Source organism: Pantoea sp. RCC30.1 (genome assembly GCF_058148845.1).
In genome coordinates, this window is record NZ_JBXUHX010000010.1 from 135,624 (window position 1) to 159,314 (window position 23,691).

Annotated in this window: 20 protein-coding genes and 1 tRNA gene; 4 read left to right on the forward strand and 17 right to left on the reverse strand. The window is 49.9% G+C overall.

Going from position 1 to position 23,691, the window contains the following annotated elements; translation table 11 throughout:
- From AC2LB6_RS11260 to AC2LB6_RS11310, 11 genes are all read right to left on the reverse strand, one after another.
- The coding region (locus AC2LB6_RS11260) for an aconitase family protein (RefSeq protein ID WP_490093557.1) at nt 1-384 on the reverse strand (384 nt) is incomplete at its 3' end.
- A gap of 5 nt (nt 385-389) precedes the next feature.
- Nucleotides 390-1,511 (reverse strand): homocitrate synthase/isopropylmalate synthase family protein, encoded by a 1,122-nt coding sequence (locus AC2LB6_RS11265; RefSeq protein WP_490093558.1) that lies wholly within the window; start codon nt 1,509-1,511, stop codon nt 390-392.
- A 21-nt stretch (nt 1,512-1,532) separates the two neighbouring features.
- Complete coding sequence (locus tag AC2LB6_RS11270; RefSeq protein ID WP_490093559.1) at nt 1,533-2,861, reverse strand: LLM class flavin-dependent oxidoreductase; 1,329 nt, start codon at nt 2,859-2,861, stop codon at nt 1,533-1,535.
- 13 nt (nt 2,862-2,874) lie between these two features.
- Nucleotides 2,875-3,729 (reverse strand): phosphoenolpyruvate mutase, encoded by an 855-nt coding sequence (gene aepX / locus AC2LB6_RS11275; protein WP_490093560.1) that lies wholly within the window; start codon nt 3,727-3,729, stop codon nt 2,875-2,877.
- A 1,230-nt stretch (nt 3,730-4,959) separates the two neighbouring features.
- Nucleotides 4,960-6,110 (reverse strand): IS3 family transposase gene (locus AC2LB6_RS11280; RefSeq protein ID WP_490093561.1). Its coding sequence is split into 2 segments (ribosomal slippage): nt 4,960-5,795 and nt 5,795-6,110, totalling 1,152 coding nucleotides; the frame shifts between segments, so codons are not numbered across the junction.
- 90 nt (nt 6,111-6,200) lie between these two features.
- On the reverse strand, nt 6,201-6,911 hold the full coding sequence (locus tag AC2LB6_RS11285) for a hypothetical protein (RefSeq protein WP_490093562.1): 711 nt from the start codon (nt 6,909-6,911) through the stop codon (nt 6,201-6,203).
- A gap of 120 nt (nt 6,912-7,031) precedes the next feature.
- Complete coding sequence (locus tag AC2LB6_RS11290) at nt 7,032-8,198, reverse strand: restriction endonuclease (protein ID WP_490093563.1); 1,167 nt, start codon at nt 8,196-8,198, stop codon at nt 7,032-7,034.
- A 104-nt stretch (nt 8,199-8,302) separates the two neighbouring features.
- Nucleotides 8,303-9,568, reverse strand: coding sequence for an integrase domain-containing protein (locus AC2LB6_RS11295; RefSeq protein WP_490093564.1), 1,266 nt, complete (start codon nt 9,566-9,568; stop codon nt 8,303-8,305).
- A gap of 214 nt (nt 9,569-9,782) precedes the next feature.
- Nucleotides 9,783-9,859, reverse strand: a tRNA-Pro gene (locus tag AC2LB6_RS11300).
- A gap of 73 nt (nt 9,860-9,932) precedes the next feature.
- Entirely contained in the window at nt 9,933-11,687 is a 1,755-nt protein-coding gene (gene yejM, locus AC2LB6_RS11305; RefSeq protein ID WP_490093565.1) for an LPS biosynthesis-modulating metalloenzyme YejM, read from the reverse strand.
- Nucleotides 11,688-11,709: 22 nt separating this feature from the next.
- Entirely contained in the window at nt 11,710-11,937 is a 228-nt protein-coding gene (locus AC2LB6_RS11310; protein ID WP_010248348.1) for a YejL family protein, read from the reverse strand.
- A 158-nt stretch (nt 11,938-12,095) separates the two neighbouring features.
- On the opposite strand from AC2LB6_RS11310, the gene yejK reads away from it, so the two are divergent.
- Complete coding sequence (gene yejK, locus AC2LB6_RS11315) at nt 12,096-13,100, forward strand: nucleoid-associated protein YejK (RefSeq protein ID WP_490093566.1); 1,005 nt, start codon at nt 12,096-12,098, stop codon at nt 13,098-13,100.
- Nucleotides 13,101-13,219: 119 nt separating this feature from the next.
- Here yejK and rplY read toward each other — a convergent pair whose 3' ends face one another.
- A complete protein-coding gene (rplY, locus tag AC2LB6_RS11320; RefSeq protein ID WP_490093567.1) occupies nt 13,220-13,504 on the reverse strand; it encodes a 50S ribosomal protein L25 in 285 nt (94 codons plus the stop codon).
- 142 nt (nt 13,505-13,646) lie between these two features.
- The gene (radD, locus tag AC2LB6_RS11325; protein ID WP_490093568.1) at nt 13,647-15,401 is read right to left on the reverse strand and encodes a DNA repair helicase RadD; all 1,755 of its coding nucleotides are present in this window, start codon (nt 15,399-15,401) and stop codon (nt 13,647-13,649) included.
- 155 nt (nt 15,402-15,556) lie between these two features.
- Here radD and rsuA point away from each other — a divergent pair, with 155 nt between their 5' ends.
- The 3 genes from rsuA to AC2LB6_RS11340 all read left to right on the forward strand — a co-directional run bounded on the left by rsuA (nt 15,557) and on the right by AC2LB6_RS11340 (nt 18,134).
- Nucleotides 15,557-16,276 (forward strand): 16S rRNA pseudouridine(516) synthase RsuA, encoded by a 720-nt coding sequence (rsuA, locus tag AC2LB6_RS11330; protein ID WP_490093569.1) that lies wholly within the window; start codon nt 15,557-15,559, stop codon nt 16,274-16,276.
- A gap of 49 nt (nt 16,277-16,325) precedes the next feature.
- Nucleotides 16,326-17,522 carry a Bcr/CflA family multidrug efflux MFS transporter gene (locus tag AC2LB6_RS11335; protein WP_490093570.1) on the forward strand — a complete coding sequence of 399 codons (1,197 nt, stop codon included), beginning with the start codon at nt 16,326-16,328 and terminating at the stop codon, nt 17,520-17,522.
- A 291-nt stretch (nt 17,523-17,813) separates the two neighbouring features.
- Nucleotides 17,814-18,134 carry a YejG family protein gene (locus AC2LB6_RS11340; protein WP_090959362.1) on the forward strand — a complete coding sequence of 107 codons (321 nt, stop codon included), beginning with the start codon at nt 17,814-17,816 and terminating at the stop codon, nt 18,132-18,134.
- Here AC2LB6_RS11340 and yejF read toward each other — a convergent pair.
- Genes yejF through AC2LB6_RS11360 form a run of 4 tightly spaced genes read right to left on the reverse strand, consistent with a single transcriptional unit; the run spans nt 18,121 to nt 23,659 of the window.
- Entirely contained in the window at nt 18,121-19,725 is a 1,605-nt protein-coding gene (gene yejF, locus AC2LB6_RS11345) for a microcin C ABC transporter ATP-binding protein YejF (RefSeq protein WP_490093571.1), read from the reverse strand. The genes AC2LB6_RS11340 and yejF overlap by 14 nt on opposite strands.
- The gene (locus AC2LB6_RS11350) at nt 19,726-20,748 is read right to left on the reverse strand and encodes an ABC transporter permease (protein ID WP_490093572.1); all 1,023 of its coding nucleotides are present in this window, start codon (nt 20,746-20,748) and stop codon (nt 19,726-19,728) included.
- On the reverse strand, nt 20,745-21,839 hold the full coding sequence (locus tag AC2LB6_RS11355; RefSeq protein ID WP_490093573.1) for a microcin C ABC transporter permease YejB: 1,095 nt from the start codon (nt 21,837-21,839) through the stop codon (nt 20,745-20,747). Before AC2LB6_RS11355 ends, AC2LB6_RS11350 begins: the two co-directional genes overlap by 4 nt.
- 11 nt (nt 21,840-21,850) lie before the next feature.
- Nucleotides 21,851-23,659 carry an extracellular solute-binding protein gene (locus tag AC2LB6_RS11360; protein ID WP_490093574.1) on the reverse strand — a complete coding sequence of 603 codons (1,809 nt, stop codon included), beginning with the start codon at nt 23,657-23,659 and terminating at the stop codon, nt 21,851-21,853.
- Nucleotides 23,660-23,691: the final 32 nt, after the last annotated feature.

The following is a 23,691-nucleotide window of genomic DNA, read 5'->3' on the forward strand; positions in this document are numbered from 1 at the left end:
TGTACAAGTGTGAGAATCTGCTCCGAGTACAATATTTCCTGGCTTAAATATTTGATTCTCAAGTGCAATAACGTGACTGATTCCCTCACCTCTTTGATATATATTTATCCCCAGTTTTTTTGCAAACGCCATGGCTTCGTTAACGCGTTTAGCCATGGTTTTATCAGGTACCAGAACTGAATGGTCGAAGAAGAACCCGATTTTATCGGGTTCCTTTACCTCAGCCAGCTGATAGTCTTTGAACAATTTGGCCACGGTAGGTGAATTTCCATCCTGGACATAAACGTAGTCCACATCCACCGTGATCAGTTCACCTGCTGAAACCCGACTTTTGCCACTGTGGGAGGCAATAATCTGGTTAACAATCGGCTGATTACTTTTCATATCTGTTACCCCGCGGTATACAGATCAACTAACACGTGTGGCGGAATCCCACCAGGATGACTCACAGCATGACTTCTGACCCTTTCTAAACAGCGATCCAGAGCCTTATTATCAGAAGCTGTCACGCCTGATTCTTCGAGGAAATGTTTTATAATTGCACGGCCGGAATGTTTACCCACAACCAGACGTCGTTCTCCTCCAACCGTAGCCGGGTCGAAAGGTTCAAAAGTACTGCTGTCTTTGAGCATGCCATTTGCATGAATACCCGACTCATGTGCAAAAACATTGCTGCCAACGATCGGCTGCCATGGCGTGATTTTCTGATGACTGTACTTAGCGACTGTCTGACTCAGCGCGATTAATTTCGTTAAATCGAGTCCCAAATCGATACCGTGAAAAAAATGTAATGCCATAACGACTTGTGCGAAGTCTGGCATGCCCGCTCTTTCACCAATGCCATTTACACAAACATGAAAATATTTTGCACCTGCTTCAATACCGGCGAGCGTATTAGCAACTGCAAAACCAAAATCATTGTGACAGTGGCACTGCAAATCAATTTTGACATTCTTATTTAGGAGTGAGACTTTTTCTTTGTACTGTGATGGAGAAAGAATACCAATAGTGTCCGAGAGGCGTAAACGATCGGCACCAGCCTCAGCAACAACATGGGCGTATTCCTCTAAAAAACCAATGTCAGTGCGGCCTATATCTTCGGCACTGATTGAAACGAACATACCTTTATCTTTTGAAAACTTAACGAGGTCTGAAGCCGTTTTTACCAACCAGGATTTATCTTTCTTAACGCTTTTTTCTAAGTGAATAGTGGAAGTGGGTAGCCCGATATGAACTGCTTTGAATCCAAGCGATATACTATATTCGATGTCTTCAAGCACACCACGATTCCATGCAATGATATTAGTTTCATTTTTCCTCTCTAACATTTCAGATAAAGCCTTTACTTCATCGCCTTTCATTGCCGGTATACCTGCCTCGATCCATTTAACGCCCATGTCAGCAAGCAGGTGAAAAATTTCAACTTTTTGTTCTGGCGTGAATGCAACTCCGGGAGCTTGTTCACCATCGCGTAAGGTTGTATCTTCAAGAATAAGGTTCTTCTTTAGCATTTTAAATTTCCTCGCATTGTATTATTTATTGGCGTATTTATTATTAGGTCTTTTCAAACCCAGTTTTTCTCTTAATGTTCCGGTAGAATAGGATTTCTTAAACCTCCCTTTATTTTGGATAATTGGTATTACATTATCAAAAAGATCAATGAGAGACTCAGGCATGAGTGGAGGCATAATATTGAAACCATCACATGCATCGTTGTCGACCCATTTAATCATTTCATCAGCTAAATCCTGATATGAACCTGTAAATGTATAATGTCCCCTTGAAATAATTATTTTTTCATAGAGCTGTCTGATTGATAAATTGTCCTTTCTTGCAAGATCGATTATTATCTGTTGCCTGCTCTGGTTACCATTAGATTTTGGTAGTTCTGGCAATGGTCCATCAGGATCATAATTTTTTAATTCCACTCCCCCAAGTAAATCTGAAAGCATACTCAGTCCAAATGGTTGTGGTATTAGTGCATTAAGATCTTGTAGTAATTTTTCAGCTAGACATTCATTTTTTGAAATATAATAACTTAATCCAGGAAGTACAAGAAGTTCATTTTTATCTCTTCCATATTTTGCCATTCTTCCTTTGAGATCGTTATAGAACTTTTTAGCATCTTCAATGTTATTTTGTGCGGTAAAAACAATGTCAGCTGTTTTAGCAGCTAATTCCTTTCCTTCTTCCGAAGAACCAGCCTGTACGACCACTGGATAACCCTGGGGCGGACGAGCTATGTTTAATGGCCCTTTTACATTAAAAAATTCACCGTTGAAATTAATTTCCCTGTATTTGTCCTTAAAGAAGAATTGCCCACTTTTTTTATCCCTTACCAATGCATCATCATCCCAACTGTCCCATAAACCGCTTATAATTTGCCATGCTTCAGAGGCCATATCATAGCGCTTTGAATGTTCCGGATGCACTGCAAGACCAAAATTCTGAGCCGCATCCGATTTTGAGGATGTCACCAGATTCCATCCGGCCCGCCCTCTGCTAATATAATCCAGCGAAGCAAATTCCCGCGCAATATTATAAGGGTGCTTATATGTTGTTGATGCTGTAGCAATTAGTCCTATATTCTGTGTCTTAGAAGCCAAATACGATAACAATGTTAATGGCTCCAGAACTGATACTCTACTTCCATAACCATCCATATTGTCCTGGAATACAGAAGGTGTATCTGCCAGAAAGAGTAAATCTGCGAATCCATTCTCACATATTTTTGCAATATTAGCGTATGCATCAATATTAAGCGCTGCTCCAGCATCGACGCTACTATGACGCCACGAAGCGGGATGATGACCCGTTCCATATGATATATATGCACCTAATATTATTTCCTTTTTTTTCATCGGTGTATCTCCCTCAGGGAATTAGTGAAATAATATCTTTCACGCTCATGCATGAATTTTCGACTTCCTCGGTTCTACCATGTTTTAATATTTCTTTTGAAACATTTTCCATTGCTTTGTAAGCAGCCCTGAGCATGTGATTTGCATAAATAACAATATTAAATCCAGCTTCGCTGAGCTCCTTATTACTTGTTGCAGAATAGGTGGTAGGAACACAAATTAAGGGTACTGATGGGTGTTTTTTCCTGAATTCTTTACTAAATAAGAAAACTTCATCTGGTGTCTTTTTACAACTGTGGATCATGATTCCATCTGCTCCCGCTTGAACGTAAGCGTCGGCTCTTATGAGTGCATGATTAACATCATAACCAGCTATAAGACTTTCAAGTCTGGCAATAATCATAAAATCTTCAATGCTTACAGCTTCTTTACCTTTTTTTATTTTTTCTGAAAACTCTTTAGTATCAGCGAGTGTTTGTTCCACTTCGGTTCCGAACAGCGAATTCTTCTTTAAACCAGTTTTATCCTCAATGATGACTCCATTAACACCGATTTTAATCATTCGTTTTACGTAATAATTAAAATGTTCAGGCTGTCCTCCAGTATCAGCGTCCATTATGATCGGCATATCAGTAACATTTCGTATGTCAGATATGTTTTCAAGCCTACTACTCAGTGCCAGTGTTTCATTGTCGGGAATGCCGCGAGATGCAGAATCAGTTAGTGAACTCGACCATATACCGTCGAATTTAACCGTTTGTCCTTGGGAGTTGGTTTGTTCAGCTTTAGAAGCAATTAATGCTGATAGAGGATTATGGGCCTCAATAAAAATCAGAGTGCCTTTTTCTGCAAGGAGTTTTTTGATCATGGCAACACCTTTTTTACGTGAAGGTAAGGTATTAAGACACTTATAGGGAGTGCCTGTCTAAATAGTTTACTTTCCGAGGTGCGTAAAAAAGTGCAAAGAAATCCAAATTAGAAATTTCTTTCAAGGCTATAATTAGTTATTAATTTGTGTTTTGCATCATTAAGACGCATCTGCGAAAGTTTTTTATTTTCTGTTGTTTCCACCCTCATGTCTTTCTCTTGTTTCGTAAGAATTACTTATAACTACTTGTGAAGATTCACTTCAATCAATTTGATATTTCAAATTGTTAAATATGATGTAAAGAATTGTCAATATTGTTATTTTCCTATTTAATTCAGTAATATGAAATATTTCACTTTTGTTGTTTTACATCGAAGGAACTGCTTTCTCACAGATAATCATTAAGCATGAAGTGTTAAGTGTATGAATTTTAGTTTTCACATTTTCAGTGATGATATGTAAAACATGATTTTAATTCATGTTTATAAATTCCTGTATTATAAAATAAAACGAAATCATGGAAACAATTGGTTTCCTTAACCCACAACTTTAGTTACAAATGTAATATATTTGTCCTTGCTTCTACTTTTTTCTTTAAGTAAATAAGAATATTCCTTTTTATGTTAATTTGTGTGCGCCCTTAGAAGTTTAACCTTGTAATTTGTCTCATGGTGACTTGATCATTCATCAGTCTTTTATAGGTGTGTTTTATAAGAGTTATCGCTTCTCATACAGGAGAATTCAATCTGGTAGCATTCGATTATGTGATGCACTGAGGTTCAGGGGGCGCCTGCATGGGGCTGCATGCCCCCCTCGGCACTGTCGCTTGAAAATGCCAGCGGTTGCCGGACTGCTGAGGAAATCGAGCGTGGCATATAAACAGGGGAATATTGAACCGGAAAGGAGGAGATGAACTGACTGGCTGCGTTATTTTCGTTAACCAGCAGCGTGCATTCCGGACGGAATTTCTTAAATCAGTGACGCTTGTCAGCAATGCTCAGTCAGCTATCTGAGCGGTAACGCTGAGCAGGTGGCAATAGTGTCTGTGGAGTGCAAATGCAGGGTCACATAAAAAACAGTGTGAAGAAAATCAGGGCTACGATGCATTTTTTACACACTGTTCTCAGGGTATGAGGCTGAAGTCAGTTCTTTGTGTGAAGAAATACGTTGACCTGAAAAGACAATCAGCAGAGGTAGCTGTGATCCTACCCACGTAATGTGGACACAGCCCTAAGCGAGGTTCTGGTTTTCAAATTGTTCCGGGCTGAGACCGCCGCACGCACTGTGGCGACGCCAGCGGTTGTAGTCACTCTCGATATAATTAAACACCGTCGCCCGCATTATTTCCCAGCTGGTAAAGCGTTCTCCGTGGATACATTCCACTTTCAGTGAGTGAAAGAAGCTTTCCACGCAGGCATTGTCATAACAGCAGCCTTTTGCGCTCATGCTCCCGCGCAGATTATGACGCTTCAGCAAGGTCTGATAGTCCGATGAGCAGTACTGCCCACCACGATCCGTGTGAACAATGACATTTTTCGGACGTTTACGCCGCCAGAGCGCCATTTGCAGTGCATCGCAGGCAAGTTGTGCCGTCATACGCGGCGACATCGACCAGCCAATAACTGCACGGGACCACAGGTCAATCACCACCGCCAGATACAGCCAGCCTTCATCTGTACGCAAGTAGGTGATATCACCTGCCCACTTCTCATTTGGGCCACTGGCGTAAAAATCCTGTTTCAGAAGATTCTCTGACACAGGCAAGCCGTGCTCACGGTAACTGACCGGACTGAACTTACGGGTCGCTTTCGCCCGCAGTCCCTGACGGCGCAGGCTGGCAGCAATGGTTTTGATGTTATATTCCGGCAGTTCGTCAGCAAGACGAGGCGCACCATAACGCTGCTTTGCCTCAGTGAATGCCTTACCAACAGCCTCATCGCAGATGAGACGGAACTGCTGGCGTGGACCAGGCTGATGGCGACGCCGGCACCAGACATACCAGCCGCTGCGGGCAACCCGAAGCACCCGACACATGGCTTTGATGCTGAACTCAGCCCGATGTTTTCGATAAAGACATACTTCATTTCAGGCGCTTCGCGAAGTATGTCGCGGCCTTTTTGGAGAATGGCCAGCTCCTCTGTCTGCTCCGCAAGTTGCCGCTTAAGGCGGGCAATTTCAACAGACATTTCCTGCTCACGTTCGGAAGAGGAACAGGCATTCTTTAGCTTGCTGCGCCAGGCATAAAGCTGTGATTCGTAAAGACAGAGTTCGCGGGCTGCGGCGGCCACACCGATACGCTCAGCAAGCTTCAGGGCTTCGTTGCGAAATTCAGGTGTATGTTGCTTACGGGGCTTTTTGCTGGTTGATACTGGTTTAGTCATGAGTCACCTCTGGTTGAGAATTTACTCACTTAGTCCCGTGTCCACTATTCGCGGGTAGGATCATAGTTCATTATTCTGACCGATGTTTTTTTAGGAGAACTCTTTTTTTCGCCGCTTAGCCATTTCTAGAATATTTTTTAGGTATTCAAAATGATTGATAATATTTTTCATTACAATGGCTCCAAGGGAAACTCCAAGAATTAAACATAAACCTAATGTTGAAACTATATTAGCAATGCTGGATTTGAATAATCCATTGGCTAAAATATGGCCTATTTTTTCAAGTCCTCCCAGAGATTGTACGGCGGAGTAAGATAATCCTAAAATTGATAAAATAGCAGTTTTTGTACCGAAGAAATCTGATATACGTGCTTTAAAACGTTCAGTTTTAAGGTTTAACCAATATGTTGCATATTCTAATTCAGTAAAAGAATAATGATCGAGTTGTTCAACATTCTTCTCATCGTGATTGATTTCCATTTGAAAGTCGTTCACTACTTCCTTTCGCATATTAAGGAAGAATTTCATATCAGCGACTATAGGTGTTGAAAAGCATATAATTCCAAAGATATGATTCATTATAAGTAGCAATAAAGCGTAAATTTCTACGCTCTTTTTATCAATATTAAAATTTAAGCATAGAATAATTAGTGCCCCCAACAGCAGAAGACATAGAAGGCATCCAAGCAAAGAGTAGTTTTGTATTTTTACTGAGGTTTTTTTCTTGGATTTTATCAAGGCAAATGGAGTATGTGGTTCCATTTTACTAAGAATGCTAACTATCTGATTAACTCTATTCATTTTGTTCTCGCACGTCTAAATTTAAATATTTTTGATCTAGGCAATCTATCTTCAGTGATTTAAATCAGAACACAATACATAATTAACAGGGGCGATTTTTTAAAATTTTAATATTTAGAATTATTTAAATTCTTCTATTATTTTTTGATTATAGTCTTCTAAATATTTTTGTAATTCATTTCTGTCAATCAAACGTACTTTTGCTGATTCAGCAAGTTCTTTAGCCGAATTAGTGAAATATGAATTTGTAATAACCATTGCTTCGTCACATGAGTAAAATGCTTTAGCGGAGATAGCTTGTTGTACTGCTGAATTACCAACTGAGCCAGAATAGTTTTTTGCTTGGATAACAATGTTTTTATCGAAGCGAGTGACAAAAAGATCTGCACCTTGATCTTGGGTTCTTTTGGTTTCTTTAACATCATACCCAAGAGTTTGGAATATCTTGACTAAGAAGTCTTCAAATTCAAAACCATTCATTGAATCAACTGAGTACATATTAACATATTTATCGGGATTGAAATGTTCAAGGCGTATAGCCAATCTTTCAACCAGTATGTCAAAATATATAGTTTCACAGATTGATATATACTTTCTAATATTATCTATTAAGATCAATGGTGTGCCAGGAGTGTTTTGTGCGTTCTCATTGAATTCTAATGCAGAGAAAGCTATTTTATTGCTCCAGACAAAGTATAGAAACAATGATAGATCAGCTCTAAATGTTGTTCCTGCCTCTTCAATCCATGATTTCAAAGATTCTGTTAATGTAGGTTTGATATGTCTTTTGATCTCTTTCGCAAACCCGTTATATACAGCGTTGAAAGATGTAGTAAGCAAAAGCTTGTCCAAAAGCATTGGCAGCTCTTCTAATTCATTAAATCCCTTTCGAACAAGAACCTCACGGAATAATACAAAATCAGAATAAGTGCTTTTGTCTTCCGATAAATCACTTTCTGACCGCTTATCATGTGAAAATTTTGTGGTGTAGATGAAATTAGTGAAGTAAGGATCCTTAAATGTTGCATATTTATCCAAGACATTTTGCAGGAGACTATTGAGTTGGGATTGCTCTTTCTTTTTTCCGAATAAGTCTTTTATGATTCCTTTTGACTGATATTGAAACTCTGGATAAAAAGAGGGATTAAGAGGAATCATTTGTTCTGAGGTTACAGGGAGAGGCGTTTTTGTGCCCCATGAATTCGTTGCAGTTGGTACTCCGCCAGAACACCATGGACAAATAATTTCGAAAGATGTCTTGCTGCATGAGTAACACTGATAAATCATTAGGCTATTTCCTTTTAAAATTATTAGGCTTAGTTAGGATCTTTAGATCATAAAGTAGAGTTGCGATTTTTGTGGTTGAGTATGATAGTAGGTGCAAATAGTTTTCAGACTTTTAAATCATAGTAATCATTTACTGAATCATTTTCCAATCCTGATGAAAAGCTGTAGTTGCCACTTGCTGACAGTTCAACATGCTTACCCCACCACGCCATCATATCTCTTCGTTGCTCCAGATATTGAGAACGGTTGTAAGCTCTCCTGACCTCATTAGTATCAATGTGTGCCAGTGCTGCTTCAATCACGTCAGGCTGAAACCCTTTCTCATTGAGAACAGTTGAGGCAATCGATCTCATACCATGCGCAACAAGGATATCTTTGAAGCCCATACGTTTCAGCGCCATGTTTGCCGTCTGACTGTTCATTGGTTCCTGCGGATTGCGGTATCCGGGAAAAACGTGTGGTCTGTGCTGGCTAATTGGCTTCATAACTTCTAGCACAGCAAGTGCCTGCTCAGACAGCGGTACAATATGCACACGTTTCATTTTCATGCGACCAGCAGGAATGCGCCATTCCTTTGTCTCGAAGTTGATCTCATCCCAGCGTGTCATCGCCGCTTCTGCCGGTCGTGTCATTGTAAGGAGCTGCCATTCGATAAGACAGCGCGTCTGTCTGCCAATACTCGCAAATGCGAGATTCTTCATAAGCAGAGGTAGCTGTTCAGGTAAGAGGGCAGGGCGGTGTTTTACTTTTGGCTTATGGAATGTCTTACCGATTTTTGCCGCTGGGTTTGAAGTGACTAAGCCAGAGTTCAAAGCGTAATCCATAACCTCATTAATACGCTGACTCAACCTTTTAACAGTTTCGAGTCTGCCTGCCGCATGAGTTGGGCTAAGAGATCCAATGAACTGTTGGGCTGTAATGCTGGAAATAGGCATAGAGCCAATATGTGGGAACACATATTTACTCATTGAACGCCAGATATCGTTAAGAGTGTGAGTAGTTAATCCTGCTGCCTCTTTGGTCTTAAACCACTCAGCTGCAACTTTTTCAAACGTACTTTCACTCACACTCTTCTGAAAAAGTTGCTCTGCCTTTTTGTGCTCTTGAGGGTCAACGTCTTTGCTGAGAAGAGCGCGGGCTGATTCACGATTTTGGCGGGCTTCGGAAAGCGAAACGGAAGGGTATGAACCAAAGCTGATCATGGCCCGTTTACGAGTGAAAGGTTTGTAATAACGAAACCGCCAGAGTTTTGAGCCTCCGGGAGTTACCTGCAGTTCCAGACCATCCCCGTCATAAAGAACCAATGCTCGTTCAGCAGCTTTAGCGTTCTTCACTTCGGTATTGTTTAAGGGCTTGGTCTGTCTTGCCATAAGCAGTCTCCATTCTGTTCCTCGGAAGGCTTAGGCATATCTAAAGGCAGTCTTAGAAACGTATGCCCATGAGTATGCCTAAATCAGGTGGATTCCACTGTATCAATCAGAATTTCACTAGACAACAGAAAAACAGCAGGTTTCAACAACCTACTGTTTAAACTGTCTTTTATGGTTCTCTCTGGACTTCACCAGACAAAACGTTGGGAGAATTTGGTCGGCACGAGAGGATTTGAACCTCCGACCCCGGACACCCCATGACCGTGCGCTACCAGGCTGCGCTACGTGCCGAACACTGGAGGATTAGTCTACTGGTTATCGTTATTAATGCAAGATACCAGCCGGTTATTTGCCTGATAATTAATCAGTTAGCGATAAACCGCTTCTCTTCAGTGAGAACCTGCAACAGCAGCGCCAGCTCTGGCTTGTGATCCTTCAGCGCGTTGCCCTGCGCATCATAAGCGCGATAGCTGCCGTTGTTGTTGAGCACCAGCGTCACCTGCGGCGTGGTAATCACTAGCTTGTTCTCTTCACTGCTCGCGACCCAGTCATGGCGACGACGCGCAGCAAACAAATCTTCACCCTGCGAGTAGTTCGCCGGATTGGTTCGCACATGCAGCAGTCGCTGCATCAGCGTTGTCATTACATCCTGATGATCAGAGAGACGATCAACAGTCTGCGCCGGGGTATCAGGCCAGTGAATCACTAACGGCACCTGCAGCGTCTGGCGGTTTCCGGCGCTGTCAGGATCGCCATCCAGTGCCAGTCCACGCTGCGCGGTAATCACCACCACGGTGTTCTTCAGTAAATCACGCGCCTGCAGGCTATTGAGCACCGCATGAATCTGCTCATCAACGGCGGGAGCCTGGCGCAGATAGCTGCGCTGACGGGCTTTGGCACTGTCGCCGGTGACATCAGGACCGTTCAGGGCAATCCATGAGAACCAGGGTGCCTGTGAATCCTTCTGTTTCTCCAGCCAGTTCTGCCATTGCGCTACGGTGCTGGCGTTGGGCTGACTGTTTGTCGCAGGCAGCGAATAATCAGTCAGCAACGCCTGGCGGTAGAGCGGCGGATTAAAGCCTTCCGAGGAGAACAGGCCAAACTGATAGCCCTGGGTGCTAAGCGCGCCCAGCAGCGCCGACGGCGTTCGGGAGGCCAGAATACCGTTCATGTAGCTGGAGGAGATACCATAGAACAGGCCAAACAACCCTTTCTCTGGCGTATCACCCGCGCTGTAGTGCTGGGTGAAACGCACGTTCTCGCTGGCGAACTGGTTCAGTTCCGGCAGCGCTTTGGCGAGCGTGGCGTTGTTCAGACCATCCACTGTCAGCACCAGCAGGTTGTTACGCGTGCCGGCATCACGGAACGTAATGTCGCTCAGCGGATACTCAACGGCCACCGCTTCCGGATCGCCCTGCTGAATCAGCCGACGCTGATACTCCTGCGCATCCAGCAGACCGTGACGCTCAAGGAAGCGGCGGGCGGTCATCGGGTAGGAGAGCGGCAGGTTGGCGCGCTGCATGGTAATCGGGCGATAAAAGTTGGCATCGGCCCAGATATACATCAGGTGGCTTGCAAAAAAGGCGCTGATAAAGAGGGCGGCAACGGGCTTACCAAACGAGCGGCGATTCAGGCTGCGTAGCTTCTGCCAGCTCCAGGTCGCAAATAGCATCTCGACCAGGAAAATCAGCGGCACGCTGATAAACATTAGCTGCCAGTCGCGCGCCATCTCGCTCTGGTCGGGGTTGATGACCAGCTCCCACACCACCGGATTAAGATGCAGGTGGAAGCGGCTGAACACCGCACTGTCGACCATCACCAGCGTCAGCCCGGAGGTCGCAATAACGGCGGATAACACCCGCATCAGCCGTTGCGACATCACCACAAAGGTCAGCGGGAAGATAATCAGCAGATAGGCGGCGAAAACGACAAAACTGAAATGGCCAACCCAGCTGGTATAGGCGTAAATGCGCCCCGCCAGCGAAGAAGGCCAGTCGGCGACCAACAGGTAGCGACTGCCTAAAATCAGCGCGAATAAGATGTTAAACAGAGCAAACCAGTGCCCCCAACTGATCATCTGGGAGACTTTTTCGCGGTAGCGCTGCCGGTTGGTTACCATATTATTGAGTCAAATCAGCCAATTAATGGGCATTATCGTCACGCACTGACGCCTGAAGGGCATCGGCGAAAGAACGTGCCAGAGAACGACGTTGCGCCGGGGCGACATCGCTGTTAATTAAGTTTGTCACCATATTTCCCAGAACCATCAGGGAGAGATCGGTGGGGGCTTTGTCCTTGTGCAGGATTTGGGCCATTTCCGCGAGGAGTTGTTCCACGCGTTCGTCACTGTAACGGGATGATTGTGCCATATCGTCGTCTAAGCTCATTTCAAAAGGCGATATATTACCGGAACAGCACACTTTTTACCGCAATTTTATCGAAAGCAGCACGTTCGCTTCATGCATAGAGTTGAAAGCCGATGCTGGCGGTGTTTGAATACGCGCCTGTGCTAAAAGGAGAGTCTACCATGAGTCTGGATATCGACCAGATTGCCCTGCATCAGTTAATCAAACGCGATGAAAACCAGCTTGAACTGGCGCTGCGCGATTCGCTGCTGCCTGCCACCAACACGGTCAACGCGATGGTGGAGGAATTACACCGGGTTTACAGCGCAAAAAGCAAAGCTTATGGCCTGTTCAATCCAGAGAGTGAACTGGCAGAAGCGCTGCGTAATTGTCGTAAGGGCAACGATGATTTTCTCGCTTTTAGCCGTGCCGCGACCGGTCGTCTGCGCGACGAGCTGGCAAAATATCCGTTTGCTGAAGGCGGCGTGGTGCTGTTTATTCACTACCGCTATCTGGCGGTGGAATATCTGCTGATTGCGGTGCTGAACAGCCAGTCCAGCATGCGTGTCAACGAGCAAATGGATATCAGCAGCACTCACTATCTCGACATCAATCATGCGGACATCGTGGCGCGTATCGATTTGACCGAGTGGGAAACTAACCCGGAATCGACCCGTTACCTGACCTTCCTGCGCGGCCGCGTTGGCCGTAAAGTGGCTGACTTCTTCATGGACTTCCTCGGTGCTGAAGTGGGATTAGACACCAAGGCGCAGAACCGCGGTCTGTTGCAGGCAGTAGATGATTACTGCAACGAATCGGAACTGGATAAGCAGGAGCGGCAGAACTACCGCCAGCAGGTCTATAGCTACTGCAACGAGCAGTTGCAGGCGGGCGAGGAGATTGCGCTGGAAGATCTGTCGAGCGAACTGCCACCGCTGGGCGAAAAAACCTTCCAGGCTTTTACTCAGGAGCAGGGCTACGAGCTGGAAGAGAGCTTCCCGGCAGATCGCAGTACGCTGCGCCAGCTGACGAAGTTTGCCGGAAGCGGCGGGGGACTGACCCTGAATTTCGATGCGATGTTGCTGGGCGAACGCATTTTCTGGGATCCGGCCACGGATACCCTGACAATTAAGGGCACACCACCCAATCTGCGCGATCAGCTTCAGCGCCGTACCAGCAGCAAATAAAAAAGCCGGGCTTAACCCGGCTTTCATTCTCTGCCCACGGCGATAATTTTCACCTGGCAGCGACAAAAGAAAAGGGCCGGTTTCGCAACCGGCCCTTCTGCTTTCAACGAAGTTCGCGATTAAGCGCGAACGAAGTCGATATGGAACAGTTTTGGCTTGAACGGGTGACGCTGAACAGCCTGAACTTTCACTTTAGTTTCTTTACCGTCAACTGACAGGGTCAGAACTTCGTTGTAGAAACCTGGCTTAGTCTGCAGGTTCATTACCGAGTCGTGATCCAGGTCGATGGCAACAGCCGCTTCAGAACCACCGTAGATGATGGCCGGGAAACGGTTTGCTAAACGCAGGCGGCGGCTCGCACCCTTACCCTGCTCTTTACGTTCTACTGCATTGATAGTGAGCATTAATATATCTCTTTATTTAAATCCTGCTACAGGCGACCCAGTAACAGGCAGGTTATTCAATACCGCTGATGCACATGCAAAAGCGGGCGGCAGTATAGCCGTTATGCCGGGTGGTAGCAAACGATATACCCGCCAGCCGGGATTACCGCAGCTCATTGGCGCGGCGATAGCGACCCTGATAATCGAACATTTTCTCGCGGATCTGCCAGAACTGCCCTTTAGCACGCGCGACGACAAAGTCGGGATGACGCAGCAGGGGCTGCAGTGCCAGGACGTCAGCGGCGGTCTGCCAGCCCAGCGGCACGCCGGGTGCGCGCTGATGCGGACGCATAAAGAGCTGTTCAAACGCCTTACGCTGAGCCGGCGTCTGCAGACGAAAACGTTCGCTGACGCTGGTGCCTTCCTCATCGTAGTAGGTCGCCTTCAGCCATTCGCCTTTGGCGTCATGGCCCTGTTCCAGTGTCATGCCACCACAGCGCAGCACCAGCGCATCTTTCAGTTTCAGCGCCGCTTTCAGCATATCGTCCGGATCGACCAGAATTTTGTCACACTGGTGACAACGCCGGGCGGCAATATCATTCTCTGCGCCGCAGTCGGGGCAGCTTTTAAACCGGAAGCGGAAGTCACACTGTTCGCGCTCACCCTCATTATCTTCCAGCACGCCCTGACAGCGTCGGCCAAAATGCTCGATAACCATCCCATCTTCGGTCGCCTTGCCCCAGAAGGTGTTGGCGAAACCGCAGGCGGGACAAAAAACCTGTACCGGCTGATTGTCGCTGGCCCCTTTGGGCGCGCCAACTTCGGGCGTAAAGAGATCGTGCGGATTACCGGCATAATCGAGAATGAGGCAGCTGGTTTTACCGGGCGAGAGCCGCAGGCCGCGTCCGACGATTTGCTGATAGAGGCTGACCGACTCGGTCGGGCGCAGAATCGCAATCAGATCAACGTGCGGGGCATCAAACCCGGTGGTCAGCACCGCCACGTTCACCAGGTATTTAAGCTGCTGCGCTTTAAACGCCAGAATCAGGGCATCGCGCTCTCTGGCTGGCGTTTCGGCGGAGACCAGTGCGCTGTTTTCGGGCAGCAGCCGCAGAATTTCCCGTGCATGCTCCACCGTCGAGGCGAAAATCATCACCCCCAGCCGATCTTCGGCGAACTCCACAATCTGCCGGATGATATGGGGCGTGACGCGCTGCTGCTGTTTCAGTTCACGATTAAGATCAGCTTCGCTGAAAAGGCCGTTGCTTTGTGCCGTCAGTCGGCTGAAATCATACTGCACCACCGGCATATCAAGCCGCTCCGGCGGCACCAGGAACTGATGCTTGATCATGTAGCGCAGCGGCAGTTCATAGATACAGTCGCGGAACAGCGATTTTTCATCGCCACGCACCATGCCGTGATAGTGGAACTGATAAATCCAGCCTTTACCCAGCCGGAACGGCGTGGCGGTCAGGCCCAGTAAACGCAGCTGAGGATTGTGCTGACGCAGATGATTAAAGATCTGCTGATACTGGCTCTCTTTATCATCGCCGATGCGGTGACACTCATCGACAATCACCAGAGAGAAGGCGCTGTCGAACAGGTCGAGATTACGCGCCACCGACTGCACGCTGCCAAACACCACTTTGCGCTGACTCTCTTTGCGCTGCAGTCCGGCGGCAAAGATATCCGCTTCCAGCCCGTAGGCCTGATATTTACTGTGGTTCTGCGCCACCAGCTCTTTAACGTGCGCCAGCACCAGTACCCGGCCACGGGCCAGCCGTGCCAACTCGGCAATCACCAGACTCTTTCCGGCACCGGTCGGCAGCACAATGACGGCAGGTTCCTGATGGCGACGGAAATGGGCGACGGTGGCATTCACCGCATCCTGTTGATAGGGGCGTAAGGTAAAAGACATGTTGCTCACTTTTGTATAACTGATGCCAATTATGCCATGAAAGTGCGGTAAACGCGCTGTCAGGCTGGCGCGGATCACGTTATACTTCCCGCACATTTTCAACGGTTAACCAGGCCGTTTCAGATTCCCTCCGCAGTAACAGGCAAAACGAATTCATGCGACTCGACAAATTCATCTCTCAGCAACTGGAAATCAGCCGCGCCATCGCTCATCGCGAGATCCGTGGCCAGCGTGTCACCGTCAACGGGGAAATTGTTCGCGATACCGCGTTCAAACTGCTGCCCGATCACGAAGTCGTCTATGACGGCAACGTACTGCAGATGCAGACCGGTCCACGCTACTTTATGCTGAACAAACCGCAGGGTTACGTCTGCTCAACCGACGATCCCGATCATCCGACCATCATCTATTTCATCGAAGAGCCGATGTCATTCAAACTGCACGCGGCAGGACGTCTGGATATCGACACCACCGGACTGGTGCTGCTGACAGATGATGGCCAGTGGTCACACCGCATCACCTCGCCACGCCATCACTGCGAGAAAACCTACCGCGTTACTCTGGAATCGCCAATCAGTGACGATACGGCCACGCAGTTTACAGCGGGCGTGCAGCTGCATAACGAAAAGAGCCTGACGAAACCGGCACAGCTGGAGGTGATTACCCCCACAGACGTGCGGCTGACACTGAGCGAAGGCCGTTATCACCAGGTGAAACGGATGTTTGCCGCCGTCGGCAATCGGGTCATTGAGCTGCATCGCGAACGCATCGGTGACATCGTGCTGGACGAGGATCTGGAACCGGGCGAATACCGCGCGCTGACAGAAGAAGAGATCGCCAGCATCGGTGTGCCCAAAGAGCTGCAGACCAAATAATCGGGCGGGCCGGGCGGCCCATACCAGACTCATTCGTGCAGGAGAAGGTGTGCGTAAGGAAAAGAACTCGCCAACAGGACTGGTGGTTATCCTCGGTCTGTTAGCCATGCTGATGCCGTTGTCGATCGATATGTATCTGCCCGCCATGCCGCAGATTGCACGCGAGTTCGGCGTGTCAGCCGGTAGCGTGCAGATGTCGCTTAACCTCTACATCCTTGGCTTCGCGATTGGCCAGCTTATCTATGGTCCGCTGGCGGACAGCTATGGGCGTAAGCCGGTGATTGCGCTCGGCACCCTGATCTTTGCCTGCGCCGCTGCTGCCTGTGCACTGTCACAGACCATCGATCAGCTGATTCTGATGCGCTTCCTGCATGGACTGTCGGCAGCCGCTGCCAGTGTGGTGATCAATGCGCTAATGCGTGACAGTTACTCGAAAGAGGACTTCTCGCGCATGATGTCCTTTGTGATGCTGATTACCACCATTGCGCCACTGCTGGCACCGATCATCGGTGGCTGGCTGCTGGTGCTCTGGAGCTGGCATGCGATCTTCTGGGCGCTCGCGGGAGCGGCACTGGTGACCACCGTGCTGGTGACCACGCAGATCCGCGAAACCCTGAAGCCGGAGCAGCGACAACGCTTTCATCTGCGTACTACGATCGGCAATTTCGTGACGCTGTTCCGCCACAAACGGGCGTTCAGTTACATGCTGTCGAGCGGCTTCTCCTTTGCCGGACTCTTTACCTTTCTCAATGCGGGTCCCTTTGTCTACATTGAGCTGAATCACGTCTCACCGCAAAATTTTGGCTACTACTTTGGCCTCAACGTGGTGTTTCTGTTTCTGCTGACGCTGATTAACAGCCGCGCCGTGCGCCGCTTTGGTCCGGTGGCGATGTTCCGGCTGGGCCTGCTGATACAGTTCTGCATGGGGATCTGGTTGCTGATTGTCAGCGCCTTCAGCCTTGGCTTCCTGCCGCTGGTGATGGGGATTGCAATGTTTATCGGTTGCGTGTCGATGGTCTCATCGAATGCGATGGCGGTGATTCTGGATGAGTTTCCGCACATGGCCGGAACGGCATCCTCTCTGGCAGGCACGCTGCGTTTTGGCGTCGGCGCTTTTGTCGGTGCACTGCTGTCGCTGGTGAGTTTCAACAGCGCCTGGCCGATGGTCGGCACGATTGCACTGTGCGCGACAATCTCTCTGCTGCTCTTCTTCTACGCTTCACGTCCCCGCACTGCGACCCGTTAACCGGGCGCAGTGGTTTCTCCCCGATTGCCCGTAATGATGCACATCTCGCCGGTTTTGTTTCGTTATTGTGAAAATATTTAGTTAAAAAAGTAATCACAATGCGTCTAAAATGATTGTTAACGGCGTGTGAACGCGGTACATATAGGCTGAAGTGCGATGTAAGTCGCAAAAAATGCGCTTCTGACCGCCGCACGGACGGGCCATTAATGCCTGTCCGGTTTCAGCGGTGAGCAATCCGTTTTCAGCCGGGCTGCTGTGTTGCGACATAAACTCATCCGGGGAAAGTAAACTATGCTGCAACTTTCAATTGTGCATCGTCTGCCACAGCATTTTCGCTGGGCCAGCGATCACCACAGCGCCATCGAATCCGATGACACGACGCTGGATGAGCAGGATTTCGTTGCGCTGCGACTGATCAGCCATGACGGTATTCCGGCGTGGGAGATTCTTCAGCAGTTAAAAGAGGTGCTGGCCGATATTCAGGTTGACTGCAAAGTGGCCGAGTGCGAAGGGCAGCCCTGCCTGTTCATTCGGCGTCGTGACGAGAGCGCCACCAACTGCTGCCTGAAAAATCAGGGCGTGGCGATTGCCGAAACCTTTATCGCAGGTTGAGTTGCGCCGACTGCAGTAACTCGCGGGTATATTCTGCCACGGGTGAAGCAAACAACCTTTCACACTCTCCCTGTTCCACCACTTCTCCCTGACGCAGCACGATAAGCTGGTGACACAGCGCGCGAACCACATCCAGATCGTGACTGATGAACAGATAACTGAGCTGCCGCTGCTGCTGTAAACGGCGTAACAGCGTCAGAATCTGCTTTTGCACCGTGCGATCCAGCGATGAAGTCGGCTCATCGAGCACCAGCAATTCCGGTTCCAGAATCAGTGCCCGCGCAATAGCGATACGCTGTCGCTGACCGCCAGAAAATTCGGCCGGATAACGATGGCGACTTTCCGCTTCAAGCCCCACTTCCGCCATCACCGCGATGACCCGCTGCTCCTGCTGCGCACTGTTCAGTTCAGGCTGATGCACCGCCAGACCTTCAGCGATAATCTGCTGTACTGTCATGCGCGGATTGAGTGAAGAGTTTGGGTCCTGGAACACCACCTGAATACGCTGACGCAGCGGCAGCAGTTGGCCGCGCGACAGCTGATGCAGCGGCTGGCCGTCAAACCAGACCTCGCCGCGCGAGGCAATCAGCCGCAGCAGCGCCAGTCCGGTGGTACTTTTACCCGATCCGGACTCACCTACCAGCCCCAGACTTTCGCCGCGCCTCAGGCTGAAACTCAGCCCGGAGAGCACCTGTTTTTCACGGGTCTGCCGCCGGAACAGCCCGCGCCGCAGCGGAAAACTGACCTGAAGCTGATCGACTCTGAGAATGACCGGGGCGTCCGTGGGCAGCAGCAGCGCTTTTCCCTCCGGCTCAGCGGCCAGCAACTGCTGGCTGTAAGGATGTTGCGGCTGGTTCATCAAGGTCTGGCAGCGGTTCTGCTCGATGATATGACCATTGCGCATCACGCTGACGTTATCCGCCAGTTGACGCACGATATTCAGGTTATGCGTGATAAACAGCATGCCCATGTTCAGCTCCCGCTGCAGTTCGCGCAGCAGCGTCAGGATCTGTGCCTGTACTGTCACATCCAGCGCCGTTGTCGGCTCATCGGCAATCAGCAGCTGCGGCTCGGTCAGCAGCGCCATGGCGATCATCACCCGCTGGCGTTCCCCGCCTGAAAGCTGGTGGGGGAAATCATTGATCCGGGCGGCGGGCTGACGGATACCGACCCGATCGAGCACGCTGAGAATCTCACCGCGTGCGGCCGGACGACGCATTCCGCGATGCAGCGACAGCACTTCATACAGCTGCTTCTCCACGGTGTGCAGCGGATTCAGCGAGACCATCGGCTCCTGAAAAATCATCGCGATCTGGTTGCCGCGAATTCCCCGCAGACGCTGCTCGCGGGCGCGCAGCAGATCTTCACCGTTAAACAGAATCTCGCCGCTGGGATAAACCACCGAAGCCTCATGCAGCAGTCGCATCACCGACAGCGCCGTGACGCTCTTTCCGGAACCCGATTCGCCCACCAGCGCCCGCGTTTCACCTGCGTCGATGCACAGTGACACGTCATTCACGACCTGGCGAAGCTGTTCGCCCTGACGAAAGGCGACTGAGAGATGATTGATGGCAAGCAATGGCGTCGTCATTCAGGCTCCTTTGCCCGGATCAAAGGCGTCGCGCACCGCTTCGCCGATAAAAATCAGCAGCGAAAGCAGGATCGCCAGAGTGAAAAATCCCGCCAGACCTAACCAGGGAGCCTGCAGGTTATTTTTGCCCTGCAGCAGTAATTCGCCCAGCGAGGGCGAACCCAGCGGCAGACCGAAGCCGAGAAAATCGAGTGAGGTCAGTGTGGTGATCGATCCGCACAAAATAAACGGCAGAAAAGTCAGGGTAGCCACCATCGCGTTAGGCAGCATGTGGCGCAGCATAATCCGTCCGTCGCTGACGCCCAGCGCCTGCGCCGCACGGATGTAATCAAAGTTTCGGGTGCGCAGAAACTCGGCCCGGACCACGCTTACCAGGCTCATCCAGCCGAAAGCCACGGTAACCAGCAGCAGCCACCAGAAGCCTGGCTGGATCACACTGGAGAGGAGGATCAGCAGAAACAACGACGGCATACCGGACCAGACTTCAATCATCCGCTGCCCAATCAGGTCAATTCTGCCGCCGAAGTAACCCTGGACCGCGCCGACCACAATCCCGATGACGCTGGAGAGGAGCGTCAGCAGCACGCCGAACAGCAGGGAGATGCGTGTGCCATAGAGCAACCGAGCCAGTACGTCGCCGCCGTTGGCATCCGTGCCGAGCCAGTTATGCGCAGAGGGCTGAGAGGGAAAGGGCACCTGAGTAGCAAAGTTGATGGTGCTGTCGCTGAAGCGAATCGGTGCCCAGAGAGCCCAGCCGTTCTGCTCAATGCGCTGCCGCAGCCAGGGATCCTGATAATCTGCCGCTGTCGCCAGTACGCCGCCATAGTCGGTTTCGCTATAGTCAAACAGCAGCGGCACCGTCCAGCGCTGCTGGTAGTGCACCAGCAGCGGCTTGTCATTGGCAATCAGCTCGGCACAAAGTGACAGCAGAAAAATGATCAGAAAGATCCACAGCGACCAGTAGCCGCGCCGGTTATGACGAAAGCGCTGCCAGCGCTGTTGATTCAGTGGAGAGATCGTCATGAGCGTCTCCCGAAATCGATGCGGGGATCGACCAGCGTATAGGTCAGATCGCTGAGGATATTCATCAGTAAACCGATCAGCGTGAAAATATAGAGCGTGCCGAACATCACCGGATAGTCACGTTGCAGCGTCGCGTCATAGCCGAGCAGTCCAAGCCCGTTGAGTGAGAACATCACCTCGATCAGCACCGAACTGGTAAAGAACATGCTGATAAACGTGGCGGGGAAGCTGGCAATCACCAGTAGCATCGCATTGCGAAACACATGTTGATAGAGAATACGGCGCTCCGGCACCCCTTTGGCGCGCGCGGTCACCACATAGAGCTTGCGGATCTCATCCAGAAAGGCATTTTTCGTCAGCATAGTCAGCGTGGCGAAGCCGCCGATCACCGTCGCCAGTACCGGCAGGGCGATATGCCAGAAGTAGTCCAGCACTTTGCCATACCAGGGCAACGTATCGTGCTGCGCAGAGGTGAGCCCGCGCAGCGGGAACCAGTCCAGGTAGCTGCCACCGGCAAACAGCACGATCAGCATGATGCCGAACAGAAAAGCCGGAATGGAGTAGCCGATGATAATAAAGGCGCTGCTCCAGACATCAAAGGCGCTGCCATTGCGCACCGCTTTGCGGATCCCCAGTGGAATCGACACCAGATAGATAATCAGCGTGCTCCATAGTCCCAGGCTGATCGAGACCGGCAGGCTCTCTTTGATTAGCCCGATCACCGAGGCGCTGCGAAACAGGCTGTCGCCAAAATCCAGACGAAGGTAATTCCACAGCATCTCGCCGTAGCGCTGCCAGAGAGATTTATCGAAGCCGTAACGTTTTTTGATCTCAGCAATCACTTCAGGATCCAGCCCGCGTGCGCCACGGTACTGATTATCGGCAGGATTGAGATGACTGACGCTGGCGCGTGAACCGGCGGTGTCCGCGCCGCTGCCGGGCAGACCGGTTGTCTGACCAAACTGAATGTTAGCCAGCGCCTGATCGACCGGTCCGCCGGGCGCGATTTGCACGATAAAAAAATTAAGCGTGATGATCGCCCATAAAGTCGGGATGATCAGCAGCAATCTGCGCAGAAAGTAAGCGGCCAACGGTGATCTCCTTAGCGTTTGCTGGCCGGCAGGCGTCCGGCTTTGTTTGTGTCGTACCACCAGTTTTCCAGTCCGACGCTGTAGGCTGGCTTGCGGGCAGGGTGAGAAAACTTATCCCAGTACGCCAGCCGTTGCTCTGCGTTGTACCACATCGGGATCATATACGCATTCCACAGCAGCACCCGATCCAGCGCCTGTGCCAGCGGCCGCAGGGCAGCGGGATCACCCTGATGCGCCACAATCTGTTTCACGAAGTGATCGACCAGCGGATCTTTGACCCGCGCGGTGTTCCACGACGAAGCGATATAGTCGGACTGCCACAAGAACTGCAGACTGGAAGTCGGGATGGGCATCGCCCCATAGACGTTGGCAATCATGTCATAGTCGCCTTCACGCAGTCGGCGCAGATACTGCGAGCTGTCGATCTGCCGCAGGTTCAGCGTAATGCCGAGCCGCGAAAGGTTGTGCTGCAGCGGGAGTGCCCAGTCGATGTTAGAACCGCTGCGCAATAACAGCTCGACGGTGAACGGCTGACCGGTTTTATCATTGACCAGGCGGTGATTTTTAATCTGCCAGCCCGCCTGTTTCAGAAGTTCAAAAGCGGTTAACAGACTGGCGCGGTCGTAACCGCTGCCATCGGTTTTAGGTGGCTGATAAGGCTGTCTGAACAGCTCAGGCTGCAGTTGCGCGCGCCAGGGTTCAAGCAGCGCCCGTTGCTGTGCATCCGGCACGCCGCTGGCAGCATAATCCGTGTTCTGAAAATAGCTGCTGGCGCGGTGCCAGGCACCGTAATAGAGCGCTTTGTTCATCCACTCGAAATCGAACATCAGAGAGAAGGCCTGGCGCACGCGTCGATCCTGGAACAGGGGTTTTTCATTGTTGAATGCCAGCCAGCGGGTATCGATAGCGGCCTCATTGGGCGTAGTCTCTTTGACGATGCTGCCATCGTCGAAATTGCGGCCGCGATACTGGGTGGCCCATTTCTTTGCCGAGGTCTCTTCACGCCAGTCGTACGCGCCCGCTTTAAAGGCTTCGAACGCTACATTGTCATCCAGATAATAGTCATAGCGCATGCGATCAAAATTAAAACGTCCGCGATTCACCGGCAGATCGGCGGCCCAGTAATCTTTTACCCGGCTGAACTCAATAAACTGGCCCAGCTTCCAGCGGGTAATGCGGTAGGGTCCGCTCGACAACGGCGGTGCACTTAACGGTTCGTTAAATTTCTTATCGTGCCAGAACTTTCCGGCGATCACCGGCATCGTCAGTAACCCAAGCAGCAGATCTTTATCCGGCTTCTGTGCCTCGATGCGAACCGTGAGATTGTTCAGCGCTTTTACGGTAACGCCGCGATAGGCAACGCGGAACTGGGGCACGCCCTCAGTCATGAACTTCTGAAAGGTAAACGCCACGTCACGGGCGGTGATCGGTGTGCCATCCTGGAAACGAGCGCGGGGATTCAGATGGATTTCAATCCACGAAAAATCGCTGGCGTAGCGTGCTGATTCGGCAATCAGCGGATAATAACTACCCGGTTCATCATCTGAGCTGGTGTAAAGCCCGTCATAAAGCGTGGCGGTGTTAATGCCTGGATTGCCGCGTGAGGCGTAGCGGTTGAAGTTGTCGTAAGTGCCGACCACCGCCTGAGTAATGCTGCCGCCCTTGGGCGCGTCTGGATTGGCGTAGTCGTAATGACTGAAGCCCGGCGGATATTTTGCTTCACCGGCCTGAGTGAAGGCGAAGCTTTGCAGGACCGTAGCAGCCAGCAGCGGGGCGCTGAGCAGGCTGCACAGCAGCAGAAGTCCGGAACGAAACAACATGCTCTCTCCTGTTAAATGTCCGGCTTCTACCG